Origin of the sequence: Streptomyces sp. P9-2B-2, from assembly GCF_030406865.1 — a bacterium.
GTDB classification, from domain to species: domain Bacteria; phylum Actinomycetota; class Actinomycetes; order Streptomycetales; family Streptomycetaceae; genus Streptomyces; species Streptomyces platensis.
In genome coordinates, this window is sequence record NZ_CP129126.1 from 2004298 (window position 1) to 2017350 (window position 13053).

Below are 13053 nucleotides of genomic sequence, written 5' to 3' on the forward strand. Positions count from 1 at the left end.
GGCGGGGGCGGCGGTGCGCGTACGGATCGAGGGCGGGCGGGGCTCGGAGGCCGGGGGCGGCGGGGGTCGCGGGGCGCCGGTGCACCGGCCCGGGCGGAGCTAGTCCGTTGGCCGGGGTGCAGTCCGACCCGTTCCGGTCGCGCGCCGTCCTGATCGGCACCCATGCGTACACGGAGCTGGATGACCTTCCGCCGGTGGCGCGTAACGTCAGCCGGCTGCGGGAGCTGTGCGGTGATCCGGCGGTCTGGGGGCTGGCCGACGAGCGGTGCCGGGTGCTGCGGCAGGCGTCGCGGGAGGCGATCCTGAAGGCGGTGGAGGACGCCACCGTTGAGGCGACCGACACCGTGGTGGTGTATTACGCCGGGCACGGCCTGGTCGATCCGATCTCGGGCGAGCTCCATCTCGCGCTGCCCGGGTCGCAGACGGGTCCGTCGTACACGGCGCTGCGTTACGAGGAGCTGCGGTCGGTCCTGCTCCATCCGTCGGGCGGGCGGCCCACCGCCCCGCGGACCGTGGTGATTCTGGACTGCTGCTGGAGCGGGCTGGCGCTGGACGGCCTGATGCAGGCCCCGGATGTCGCGCCCGCGGTGGCCGTCGAGGGGGCGTGTGTGCTGACCGCCACCGCCGGGACACGGCAGGCGCTGGCCCCGCCGGGCGAGAAGTACACCGCGTTCACCGGGGAGCTGATCCGGATCGTGGAGGACGGGGTTCCGGGGCGGCCCGCGCTGCTGAGCATGGCGGCGCTGTTCGCGGAGCTGACGGCGGCGCTCACCGCGAAGTCCCGGCCGCTGCCCCAGCTGAGCACCCGCCAGACCGCCGGGGAGATCTGCCTGTTCCGTAACCAGGCCTGGGCGGCGGACGCGCGTCCCGTGGCCGAGGAGGCGCCGTCGCGGGTTTTGGTGGGCCCGACGGCCGGGGGGACCGTCCCGTCGGACCGTGGGATGGCGGCCCCGGCGCGGGTGCGGGTGCCGGTCGGCGAGCCGGAGCCCGGTCTGCCGCGGCTGGTCCCGGTGGCGGTCACGGAGACGCGGACGGTGGGGCTGGGCCGGTACCCGGTGACGCATGCGCAGTTCGGTGCCTTCCTCCGGGATCCGGCGAACGCGCGCTGGCACCCGGCGGCCGCGCGGGCGGCGGGCACGGACGTGGACGACAACTACCTGGCGGGCTGGAGCGGTGCGGACTTCCCGGCGGGGCGCGCGGAGCACCCGGTGGTCGCGGTGAGCCTTCCCGCGGCCCGCGCGTATCTGGCCTGGGCGGGCCGCCGGCTGGGCGTACCGCTGCGGCTGCCGACCGCGGCGGAGTGGGAGCTGGCGGCGCGGGCCGGGCGGAGCGGCGAGTGGTGGCGTGCGGAGATCGCGGCGGGCCGGGTGAACTTCCTCGGCAGTCATGCCGCGTTGACCCCGGTCGGGGAATTCCCACCGAACCCGTACAACATCGGCGATTTGCTCGGTAACGTCTGGGACATCTGCGTGGACGACAGGGGGGCGCCGGTGTTGCGCGGCGGGGCCTATGACACCCCCGCGGCGCGGCTGCGGGAGGAGCTGTCGCCACGGTCACCGGTCGAGTGCCGCGGGAACGTCGGATTCCGGTGTGCCGGCGACATGTGACGACGAGAGGAGATCCATGCGGGGGGACGCCGTCGACGAGGTGCTGAGCCGGTTGCCGCACACCTGGACAGCCGATGAGGCCGAGCGGATCGTGCGGCGCTTCCGGGACAGCCGGCCGGCCGTGCCGAAGCGCCTGGTGAGCAGGTTGTGGCAGTACTGGCTCCAGCAGTTCCCGGACGCGCCGCTGTTCGGTGACACCGAGGACGATCTCGCGCTGGTGCTGCACGCCAGGGCGCTGGGGCTGCGGGTGCCCGCCGGTGATCCGGGGACCGACGACGGGCCGGTCGCCCGGTGGGCCCGGCGGGCCCGGGAGGCCGCGGAGTGCGGGCCGCTGTTTCCCGCGCCGCTCGCCTGGGGGCCGAAGGCCGCGCTGGCGCCGCAGGTGCGGGCCGCGCTGCCGTCGTCGCTGGTGCGGGCGTGGGTGGCGGGGGACGAACAGGGCCCGGTGGAAGTGCTGGTGGCCGGTGAGGGGCTTCCCGAGATCCGCCAGCAGGTGGTGCAGGCGGCGCTGACCACCTGTCTGCGGGTCAACGGTCTGGGTGACTCGGAGGGCGGCGACTTCGTCGGGGACCACATCGGCGTCGGGCTGATCCGTGTCACCGCCGGGCTGTCCGGCGCCCAGGCCTCCCTCGACATCCCGTCGGTGTTCCGGGCCCGGTCGGTGACGGTGGCGGACGCGGTGTCGTCGACGGCCCGGGGTGCGCTGCGTGACTTCGTCGGGCTGCTGCGGTCGCTGGCCCACGAGACCGGCCTGGTGGAGGTCGCGGACCTGGCGTACGCGGACCTGGTGACGTACACCCAGGGGTTGCGGGCGCTCGCGGACCGGGCGGCGGGTGAGACGGACCGGGCGTTCCTGCGTGCGCCCCGCACCGCGGAGGACGACGGTCTGGTGTCCCTTCAGGCGTATCTCCGTACGGTCCGGGGGCCGGGGGCGTCCGTGGGGCTGGAGTTCAGCCCTGATCTGTTCGCCACGGACGCCTATGTGAGCGTCGAACAGGCCCATCAGCGGGTGCTGTCGCAGCGGCTGACGATGGACGCCCGGCTGCGTCTGGACCAGCTGGAGACGGAGATCGAGCAGCTGACGGCCGATCAGCAGGCCTATGAGCAGGCGAGCGAGGAGGAGCGGCGGACGCTGTGGCCGGCGACGGTGCTGCTGACCGTGCGGTTCGACGAGGCGACCGGGCGGACCATCCGGCTCACCGAGCCGGAGGAGGTGCCCACCGAGAAGTACTACGCGACCAATGTTCCGCATCTGATCAAGACGCGGCAGGCCTGGGCCCGGCGGATGCGGGAGCTGGTCGAGCAGCTGGAGACGGCGGTGCACCGGCCGCACGCCCCGGCGCGGCAGGTGGCCGCCGGGCGGTTCCTCGATGCCGCGTTACGGGGCGTCGTCCCGGACGAGAGTCCCGCCACCGAACGGGCCTTCCGCGCCTGGTGCACGGAGGCCGCGCCGATGCTGTGGTTCGAGTGGCGGTGCGCGCTGCGCCGGCACGGCATCGCACCGGAGGATGTGTTCACCCCGCACACGGTGCTGATCAGCCGCTATCTGCCGCCGACCGCCGAGGACCCGGCGGTGCTCTTCAGCCACCCGTACACACTCGTGGACACCACCCGGTCCGCGGTCCTCGCCGATGCCGGGCGCGCCGTGCTGGTGGTGCGGGACGCCACGGACCACGCCGAGCCGGCCCCGGCCGAGGCCACCGGGCCGTCCGCGCAGGCGCTCTGGGACGACCTCGCCGCACTGGCCGAACAGCCACAGGTCGAGGAGGAGTTCAGCCGCCGGTTCCTGGAAGCGCTGCGGGCGCGGCCGGACGGGATCGCCCGGCGGATGATCGAGGCGCTCCAGCCGACCGGGCCCAGCGCCGCCGAGGAGGACCGGATCGAGGTGGCGCTGCGGACCGCGGAACGGCACATCTCGCTCGGTGAGGGGATGGACCGGGCGCTGATGGCGATGCGCAACGAGGCGTTCCTCACCTCGCGGGAGTGCCTGGACGACATCCGTACCGAGACGCAGTGGCAGGCCCGGGTCTGGCTGCTGCGGGCGATCGTGGAGTGCCGGGCCGCCCGGCTGGAGTCCCGTGAGATCCCCGGGCTGCTCGGGCATCAGATGCCCGGACTGCCCGATGTCGCGCTGCGGGCCCTGGACGAAGCGGGCAGCGCGGACGAGGAGTTCACCCGGGACTGGCTGGCGAGCCTGCCGGAGGCCGGGCTGGACAAGGGCATCCGGCGGCTGTTCCAGGGGCTGCCGCGGGCACGGGCGAGCTGCAAGGGCGATCCGCTGAACAAGGTGAGCCCCGAGCGGGAGTACGCGGTGTGGCTCTTCCGGAACGCGGTGGAGTACGCCCGGCTGGCCCGGCAGCTGGACGAGGCCGGTGAGGAGCTCGCCGAGCATCAGGAGGCCGTCGACGCGGCACTGGCGAAGCTCGGCCGGGCGCTGGAGGAGATTCTGGTGGGGCCGTATGCCGGGGGGTCGCGTGGCGCCGCCGAGGAGCTCTTCGAGGTCCTCACCGGGCAGGAACCCCCGCGCTACGGCCGGGTGGCGGGGAGGTAGGACATGGACAACGAGCTGTATGTCGTATGGATGGTGCGGAGCTCGGACCGTGCCAGGGCGGCGGCCGAGGAGGCGCTGGGCAACTTCGCCGCGCATGATCTGCTGCACCGGATCGGCCGGTTCAGCGAGGCCGAGAGCAAACTGGCAGAGCTGGCGGCCCGGGTCCGGGCCGCCTTCACCCCGCCCGAGCTGCCGGCCGTGTTCACCGGGCGGCATCTGCATCTGCTGGTCGGCCCGACCGCGCAGCCGCTGCTGGCGGAGCTTCTGGGGTGCCCGGAGTCCGAGGTGTTCGCGACGCTCTTCGACGGGCATCAGCTGGCCCAGGCGCTGCGGGAGACGGGGCACCACCAGGACGGTATCGATGACGCCGAGTTGCTGCTGCTGGCGCTGCTGGCCCGGCTGCCGCGGCTCGCCGCCCGGCACGGTCTGGAGTCCCGCGACTGGGGCGGCTTCGTCGAGGGCCGGGGCTGGCTGACCCCGTACGCCCAGGACCGGCTCACCGAGCTGGCCCGGCGGCGCGGGTGGCCCGCCGAGGCCGCCCCGACCCAGATCCTGGCGGGGGTGCTCGAAGGCGTCGGCGGGCGGCGGACCGGTGACGAGGCGGCGCAGTTCGACGCGCTGGCGCTGATCGAGCTGCGCCGCCGGATCGGTCTGCTCACCGAGCAGATGCGCGACGACGCGCTGGAGCACGCCGAGACGGCCCGGCTGCTGGCGCCCGATCTCAGCAGCGTCAGCCGGCTGCCCGCCTGGCTGGAGCTGTACGAGCGCAATGCGGTGGCGGTGGGGCTGCGGCGGCTGTTCACCGGCTCGGTGACGGTCGGCGAACAGCTCCACGGGCTGTACAGCCAGCCACCCGGGGAGACGGGCCGGCCAGCGCCCGACGCGAATCTTCAGGTGATCAACGAGGTCCGTTACGGCTTCCTGAAGCGCCGGATGTCGTTCGACATCGCCTGTGAGGTGGAGGTCGACGGGAAGGCGCACACCGTGGTCGTGCTGCGCTGCCGCGGGGTGCTGCCGGAGCAGTACCCGGCCATCCGCGACACCGTCCATCAGCTGCACGGCGCCGAGCTCGCCGGGCAGGGCGAGAGCCTGGGCGAGCGGCTGCTCAACACCGCGGTGCCGCAACGCCTGGGTCTGCCGGGCCGGTTGCGGACCGCACTGCGTGACCACGGTGCCGAGGCGGTCCAGTGTGTGGTGCTGACCGGTATCCGGCAGCCGATCGCGGTGCCCGCGCCCTGGCGCGACCATCTGGGTACGGCGCTGCCGTACGCCTCCCCGTCCGGCGCGGACACCGTGTTTCCCGCGGTGCCGGAGGTGACGCGGGCGTTGCGGGCGAGCGTGCCGGGCGCGCGGCAGGTCGTCGAGGTGGACTGAGGCATTCCCCGTTTTCGCCAACTATGCTGTGACAACACGGAGTTGTTCACTTCTCTCGATCCTCCGGGAGGGCCGGTGCCCACGACGAGCAACCCTGCGATCCGTAATCTGCTGACGCTGGACGGTGCGGTGTCACCGGCCGGTCCGGCCAGGTCGGGCGAGGCGTCCCCGGCGGTCGCCGCGGACCGGCCGATCACGCTCGACGACATCGTCGTCAAAACCCTGGTGGTGTTCGCCGTCCTGGTGGCGAGCGCCTTCCTCACCGTCTTCCTGGAACTCGGGTACCTCGCCCTGCCCGCCCTGTTCGCCGGGCTGGGCCTCGGGATCTTCCTCACCCTCCGGCCCCGGCCCGGTGCCGCACTTGCCCTGCTGTACGCGGCGGTCGAGGGGATCGTGCTCGGCGAGGCGACACAGCTCTTCGACGCGCTGCATCCGGGGATCGGGACCCAGTCCGTCCTCGGCACCGGCTGCGTCTTCGCCGGCATGCTGGCGGCGTATCGCACACGGAGGGTGCGGATCAGCGCGAAGGTGACGCGCTGGGCGGTCGGGGCGGCGCTCGGGCTGCTGGTGCTGCTCGTGGCGGAGCTGGTCGCCTGGTGGGGGTTCGGCGCGGACCTGGGACTGCGGGACGGCGGTGTCCTGGCCTTCGGGATGAGTGTGCTGATGGTGGCCGCCGCGTCCTTCTTCCTTCTGCGGGACTTCGAGGCCGCCAACCGCCTGCTGCGGTCCGGCGCCTCCCACCGGTGGGCCTGGTATGTCGCGTTCGGGCTGACGATGACCCTGGTCTGGCTCTACTTGGAGCTGCTGCGGCTGCTGTCGTACCTCCGGTGGTGGTGAGACACCCGGCCGGGACCTCCCTCCGCACCGAATATCCGGTGCGGCCGGCCGCCCGGCCTGCGTAGGGTGCGCAGGCCGGTGAACTGGGAGAAGGGCTGACGGACGAATGCTGATCTTCGATGCGGATGACACGTTGTGGGAGAACAACGTGATCTTCGAGCGGGTCATCGACGAGTTCCTGGAGTGGATGACCCACCCCGAGCTCGACCGGGCCGGGGTGCGGGCCGTGCTCGACGGGATCGAGGCGGCGAACGCGCTGACGCTCGGATACGGCAGCAAGGTCTTTCTGCACAGCCTCGGGGAGTGTGTGGCGCGGCTGCGCGGACGGGCCGCGACGGCCGAGGAGTCGGCCCGGATCGCCGGGTGGGCCGCGGCCTTCGCCGGGGACCGGGTGGAGCTGATCCCCGGGGTGGCCGAGACCCTGGCCGAGCTGGCCCGGCGGCACGAGTTGCTGCTGCTGACCAAGGGCGACACCGAGGAGCAGCAGCGGAAGGTGACAGCCTCCGGGCTGACCCGGCACTTCCGGGAGGTGCACATCGTGGCGGAGAAGAACGCCGCCACCTACGAGGAGCTGGTGCGCGCCTACGACTTGGTGCCCGGCTCGACCTGGATGATCGGGAACTCCCCGAAGTCGGACATCCTGCCGGCCCGTTCGGCGGGCCTGAACGCGGTGTTCATCCCCCATGACCACACCTGGGTCCTGGAGCACGATGAGCTCGACCCGGCCGACGAGAAGGTGCTGCGGCTGCCCGCGTTCGGCGAGCTGCTGCACCACTTCTGAGCGGACCGAGGGGAGTGGAAGGGGAGATGACAACAGTGGAACCCAAGGTGTCCTGTGTCTTCGTGTGCCATGACGGCGCCGGGCGGGTGCTGCTGGCGCGGCGCGGTGCCGGGGCCCGGGACGAGCCGGGGACCTGGGACTGCGGCGCCGGAGCGCTGGAGTTCGGGGAGTCCTTCGAGACGGCCGTGGCCCGGGAGGTGCAGGAGGAGTACGGGGTGCGGCCGCTCGGCATCGAGCAGATCGGGGTGCGCAATGTGCTGCGCGGCGATCCGGTCGACTCGCACTGGGTCGCGGTGGTCTTCGCCGTACGGGTGGCCCCGGACGGGGTGACGATCGGCGAACCGCACAAGTTCGACGCGCTCGACTGGTTCGCCCCGGACGCGCTGCCGGAGCCGCTGCATTCGCAATGCGGGGAGACGCTGGGGCTGTTCGCGGCGGGCACCCGGGGGCACGGGGGTCGGTGAGCCCGTCACGGCGGCGGGGGTGCTGTCCGGCGGATCGTGGTCGGTCCGCCGGACAGCACCCCTAGGGGGCGACGGCGCTCACTGCCCGTTGGGCGGCTTCGAGGAGTTGTTCGTCGGCGTTCATATCGGCGTCCTCGGAACCGGCGTTGAGCGGGAGCCGGGTGCGTCGGTCGATGACGGCGCGCAGGTGCGGCAGGGCCGGGCGGGCGTGCTCCCCCATGGCCTCCAGGGTGGCCATGGCGGCGGAGCCGAAGAGATCGTCGTCGAGGTACTGCGGGAGGACGGCGAGCAGGTCGGCGGCGGCCGCCGGGCCCTCGTGGCGCCACAGGGCCCGAGATCCGAAGACCTGCATACCGCCGGGCCGGCTGAGGACGAGGTCGCGCAGCTGACGGGCCTGGTCCGGGGTCAGGCCGCCGTGGTCGAGCAGCCACTCGAAGAGCCCGGAGCGGTCGGACACATACCGCCGCAGCCGGGACGGGGCGCGCAGTGCGGCCTCGACATAGCGGCGCTCGCCGGTGATCCGGGCGAGGGCGAGTTCCCGGTAGCCCGCCCGCTGCCGGGAGGCGCGGCTGAGCCCTTCGAGCAGCGGCACCGCGGACACGGCGGCGGGTCCGATCCGGCCGAGCGCGGTGACCAGGCGCTGTTCACTCCGGCCGGCCCACTCGGCGCCCTGGGCATCGCGCACGGCGCACTCGGCGCGGAGCGCCTCGATGAGGTCGGGAACACAGGCCGCCGCCGCGGGGCCGAGGTCCACGCTCAGCGCGATCGCGGTCGACACCGCGAGCGGGTCGTCGGAGCGGAGCAACCTCCGTATGACGGGGACGAGATGCTCCGGGTCGGCGGTCCCGGAGCGCAACAGACCACGGACGGCGGCGACCGCACCGGCGGGCGGTGCCCCCGATGCCAGACGGGCGTGCACGTACGGGGCGGCGCGCGGGTCGTCGACCGTGGCGAGGGCGTAGGTGAGCGTCCAGGCCGTGGCGGAGCGGGGGTTGCGGGTGGCGGGTAGCAGGGCCGCCAGGTCGTCGGCGGCGATGCGGGAGGCGGTGCGGGAGGCGCAGAGCGCTTCCACGGCGAGGTCGCGCAGGGCGGCCGGTGCGGTGCGGACCAGGGCGGTGAGGTGCGGGGTCAGGGCGGCGGGGGCGGCCCGCCACGACTGGAGGGCCCGCCGGGCGAGGTCCACCCCAACCCGTTGGCCGTACGGGCCCGCGGAGCCGGTCAGCAGGCGGGCGGCGGCGGTGTAGCAGTGCTGCTCCCGGTCCTGCCGGAACAGGGCGTCGCCCCAGCGGTGACCGAGGGGCCAACCGCGGTCCGCGGCATGCCCGGACAGCGCGCCGACCTCCGCCACCGTCTGCGCGTCCAGGGCGGGCCACTCCTCCTCCGGCGCCGTTCGCAGCTCCTCGATACAGGCGAGCAGGCGGATTTCGGGGAGCGGGTCGGTGCGCAGCGGCCCGGGCGGGCACGGGGTGTGTCGGGCGTACAGGAGCAGTGCGTCGGCCAGCGCGATACGGGTGGTGGGGTCGGGGTGGCTGTTGAGGGCCGTGCGGGCGCGGTCGGTGCCGCCGGCGCGCACGAGGAGGCGGGCGGCGGTCCGCCGGGCGTCCGGGTCGGGGTCGTGGAGCCGGGCCGCCGCCGCCTCGATCGGGCCCGGCCAGGGCCGGTGGCCGCTGTAGGTCAGCTCGGTGAGCAGGGTGAGCGCGGTGCGGCGTACGGCGGGGCGCCGGTGGTGGGTGAGTCCGGTCAGCTCTTGGGTGACCGGGCCGTCCGGGTCGGCGCGTACCGCGTCGAAGACGGCGGTACGGACGGTGGCGCCGGGGGCGAGGGCGGATCCGTCAAGGACCGCCGTGGTCACGTCGGCCGGGCGGTCGGGGCCGGTGGCTGACGGGGCGGGGACCGGGTCGTGGCCCGGGGTCCGCGCGGTCATCGGGTGGGGCGGTGGCCGCCCTTCCTGTAGGTCATGGGGAGGATCGTGGCCCACGGGAAGGGGCGCGGCAACCGGTTTTCGGGGGGCGGGCCGAGCAGTGGGCCCGCCCCCTTCCCTCTACAGCGGTGCGATGTCGGTGAGTTCACCGCCGTCCGTCGACAGCCAGCGGGTGATGCCGAGGTCCCGGAGGAACGTCAGATCGTGGCTGACGACGAGGAGCGCGCCCTCGTAGGACTCCAGGGCGGTGACCAGCCGGCGGACCGAGGCGAGGTCGAGGTTGTTCGTCGGTTCGTCGAGCAGCAGCAGCTGCGGGGCCGGTTCGGCCAGCATCAGCGCGGCGAGCGAGGCACGGAAGCGTTCGCCGCCGGAGAGCGTGCCCGCCAACTGGTCGGCGCGGGCGCCCTTGAACAGGAAGCGGGCGAGCCGGGCCCGGATGCGGTTGTTGGTGGCGTCCGGGGCGAAGCGGGCGACGTTCTCGGCGACGGTCAGCGCGGGGTCGAGCACCTCCAGCCGCTGCGGCAGGAAGCGGTGGGGGACATGGGTCTCGGCCGTACCGGACTCCGGCGGGATCACACCGGCGACGGTCCGCAGCAGGGTGGTCTTGCCGGAGCCGTTGTGGCCGGTCAGCGCGATCCGTTCGGGGCCGCGCACCTCCAGATCGGCGTGCACGCCGTAACGGGCCTGCAGGTCGTGCAGGGTGAGTACGGTCCGGCCCGGCGGCACGGCGGTGTGCGGCAGATCGATGCGGATCTCGTCGTCGTCCCGGACCGCCTCGGTGGCCTCGTCGAGCCGGTCCCTGGCCTCCTTGAGGCGTTCGGTGTGCATGATGCGGTGCTTGCCCGCGGATACCTGGGCCTCCCTCTTGCGTTCATTCATGACGATCTTCGGCTCGCGCTTCTGGGCGTTCATCTTGTTGCCGTAGCGGACCCGGCGGGCCAACTTGACCTGGGCGTCGGCCAGTTCGCGCTTCTGGCGCTGGACGTCGGCCTCGGCGACCCGCAGCATCCGCTCGGCCGCCTCCTGTTCGACGGCCAGGGCCCGTTCGTAGGCGCAGAAGTTGCCGCCGTACCAGTGGACCTCGCCGTCGCGGAGGTCGGCGATCCGGTCGACGCGTTCGAGGAGTTCGCGGTCGTGGCTGACCACGACGAGCACACCGGACCAGCCGGAGACCGCGGTGTACAGCCGCTCCCGGGCCGCCACGTCGAGGTTGTTGGTGGGCTCGTCGAGCAGCAGGACGTCCGGCCGGCGCAGCAGCAGGGCCGCCAGCCGCAGCAGGACGGACTCGCCGCCGGAGACCTCGCCGATGGTGCGGTCGAGGTCGATACCGGGCAGTCCGAGCTGGTCGAGGGTGGCGCGAGCGCGCTCCTCGACGTCCCAGTCGTCACCGATCGCGGTGAAGTGCTCCTCGCTCGCGTCGCCGCCCTCGATGGCGTGCAGCGCGGCGCGCGCGGCGGCGATACCGAGCGCCTGGTCGACCCGCAGGGCGGTGTCGAGCGGGGCGTGCTGCGGGAGGTAGCCGACCTCGCCGGCGACCTTGATACTGCCCGCCGTGGGGGTGAGTTCGCCCGCGATCAGCTTCAACAGGGTTGATTTTCCTGCCCCGTTGAGGCCGATCAGGCCGGTGCGGCCGGGGCCGACGGCCAGCGGGAAGTCCTCCAGGACGGGGCTGCCGTCGGGCCAGGTGAAGCCGAGGCCGGTACAGACGATGGAGGCGGCGGACGGGGAGGCGGCGGACATGGACATACGGGTCTCCTGGGCGCGGGTGGAGTGCATGGGAACTGCGCTGGGAGACACCGCGTCGGAACGCCGTGTTGCGCCGGGGTACGCCGTGCGGGTACGCCGAGGTCGCGGACGGGCCGCGTGAGGCATGATCCGCCGCTCCGGATACCGGAAGCGCAGGGCGGATCACCGCTCACGGGCGCGGTGTCTCATGACCTCAGACGAGCAACGGCCTTCTCCGATCGGCGGCAACAGGAACGATGCTGACGGTACGGGGGACGCCGCCGAAAAGCAAACGCTATTTTCGTTGCGTTTATTTTTTCCCTCCGGACGGCGTCCCCGGGCGCTACTCCCCCGCCCCGGCGCGCGGCCGCAGCCGCACCCGCGCCGGACCGGTCGCCTGGAGGGTGATTCCGGCCGAGACCGGCACCTCCTCGTCCACGGCGTCGAGTTCGTACGCGCGCAGCAGCACGGCCAGCGCCAGCACGGACTCCAGCATCGAGAAGTGCTGTCCGATACAGGCGCGCGGCCCGCCGCCGAACGGGAACCAGGCGTAGCGGTGCCGCGCCGCCTCCGGCTCCGGGTCGAAGCGCCGCGGGTCAAAGCGCTCCGGGTCCGGCCACAGTTCCGGGTCGCGGTGGGTGACCCAGGGCGCGACGACCACATCGGCACCGGCCGGGATGCGGTATCCGCCGATCTCGGCGGCCGCCACGGCCCGGCGGCTGATCACCGGCGCCGCCGGATACAGCCGCATCGATTCCTTGAGCGCCTGTGTCAGATACGGCAGTCGGTCCAGGTCGGCGGCCGTGGGGGTGCGGTCGCCCAGGACGCGGTCGAGTTCGTCGCGGACCCGGGTCTGCTCCTCCGGGTGCCGGGCGAGGAGGTGGAGGGTGAAGGCGAGGGAGGTCGCGGTGGTCTCGTGCCCGGCCAGCAGGAAGATCAGGACCTGTTCGCGGACCTCGGTCGCGTCCAGCGAGCCGTCCTCGTCGTTGCCCGCCGCGGCGAGCAGGGACAGCAGATCCTCGCCCGCGCCGTCCGCGTCCCCGGCAGTGTCGCGCGAGGCCCGCCGGTCCGCCACGATGCGGTCGCACAGCGCGTTCAGCTCATCGGTGGCGGCCCGCGCCCGCTGGTTCCCCGGGGTGGGCCACTCGCGGGGGATCTTCACGGGGACGTAGGCGCGCCGGACGACATACGCGTTGATGACCGGAGCACAGCGGTGGATGGCGTCCACCGCCGCCTCCGCGTCCAGACCGAACAGGATCCGGGAAACGGTGCGCAGCGCCAGCCGGTTCATCTCGGGGACCAGGTCGACGGTGCCGCCGCCCGCGGTCCGCCAGCGGTCGGCGAGCGTGGCGGCCTCGGTGGTCACCGCCGAGGCGTAGCCGTCGACCCGGCGCTTGGTGAACAGCGGCTGCACCAGCCGGCGCTGTCTGAGGTAGTCGGCGTCCTGGCTGGTCAGCAGGCCGTTGCCGAAGGCCTGCCGGACCTCCTCGTAAAGCGGGTGGTCCTTACGGAAGTTGGCGGCCCGGGAGGCGAGGATCTGCTGGACGCCCTCGGGTGCGAAGACCGCGTGGAAGACGCTGCGCAGGCCGGGCGGCCCGGCCTCCAGACGGACCACATCGCCGTGCTCCCGCCGGGCCCGTAAGAACGTGCTGAGCGAGTCGCGCCGGAGGTCGAGCATCGAGCCGAGCACGGGGAGTCCGGCCGGGCCCGGAATCGCGCGCTCCGGGGCGGAACCGGGCTGAGGGGGAGGAGATTCGGTCAGGGACATGCCCGATGTCTATCCCGGCGCGCCC

9 protein-coding genes are annotated in these 13053 nt (G+C 73.4%); 6 read left to right on the top strand and 3 right to left on the bottom strand.

Translation table 11 applies throughout. The features are described from left to right. Positions 1-116: 116 nt before the first annotated feature. From QT196_RS08665 to QT196_RS08690, 6 genes are all read left to right on the top strand, one after another. A complete protein-coding gene (locus tag QT196_RS08665; RefSeq protein ID WP_248001586.1) occupies positions 117-1607 on the top strand; it encodes an SUMF1/EgtB/PvdO family nonheme iron enzyme in 1491 nt (496 codons plus the stop codon). Between the two features lie 16 nt (positions 1608-1623). Beyond that, complete coding sequence (locus tag QT196_RS08670) at positions 1624-4158, top strand: hypothetical protein (protein WP_290354690.1); 2535 nt, start codon at positions 1624-1626, stop codon at positions 4156-4158. Between the two features lie 3 nt (positions 4159-4161). Then, positions 4162-5532 carry a hypothetical protein gene (locus QT196_RS08675; protein ID WP_168478365.1) on the top strand — a complete coding sequence of 457 codons (1371 nt, stop codon included), beginning with the start codon at positions 4162-4164 and terminating at the stop codon, positions 5530-5532. A gap of 75 nt (positions 5533-5607) precedes the next feature. Next, entirely contained in the window at positions 5608-6369 is a 762-nt protein-coding gene (locus QT196_RS08680) for a Bax inhibitor-1/YccA family protein (protein ID WP_290354691.1), read from the top strand. 106 nt (positions 6370-6475) lie between these two features. Then, complete coding sequence (locus QT196_RS08685; RefSeq protein WP_085927039.1) at positions 6476-7150, top strand: HAD family hydrolase; 675 nt, start codon at positions 6476-6478, stop codon at positions 7148-7150. A gap of 26 nt (positions 7151-7176) precedes the next feature. Further along, the gene (locus QT196_RS08690) at positions 7177-7614 is read left to right on the top strand and encodes an NUDIX domain-containing protein (protein WP_266735923.1); all 438 of its coding nucleotides are present in this window, start codon (positions 7177-7179) and stop codon (positions 7612-7614) included. A gap of 61 nt (positions 7615-7675) precedes the next feature. Here QT196_RS08690 and QT196_RS08695 read toward each other — a convergent pair whose 3' ends face one another. The 3 genes from QT196_RS08695 to QT196_RS08705 form a co-directional block, all read right to left on the bottom strand. Continuing rightward, positions 7676-9538 carry a hypothetical protein gene (locus QT196_RS08695; protein ID WP_266735921.1) on the bottom strand — a complete coding sequence of 621 codons (1863 nt, stop codon included), beginning with the start codon at positions 9536-9538 and terminating at the stop codon, positions 7676-7678. 117 nt (positions 9539-9655) lie between these two features. After that, entirely contained in the window at positions 9656-11281 is a 1626-nt protein-coding gene (locus QT196_RS08700; protein WP_290356627.1) for an ABC-F family ATP-binding cassette domain-containing protein, read from the bottom strand. A 322-nt stretch (positions 11282-11603) separates the two neighbouring features. Next, positions 11604-13028, bottom strand: coding sequence for a cytochrome P450 (locus QT196_RS08705; protein ID WP_168478370.1), 1425 nt, complete (start codon positions 13026-13028; stop codon positions 11604-11606). Positions 13029-13053 lie beyond the last annotated feature (25 nt).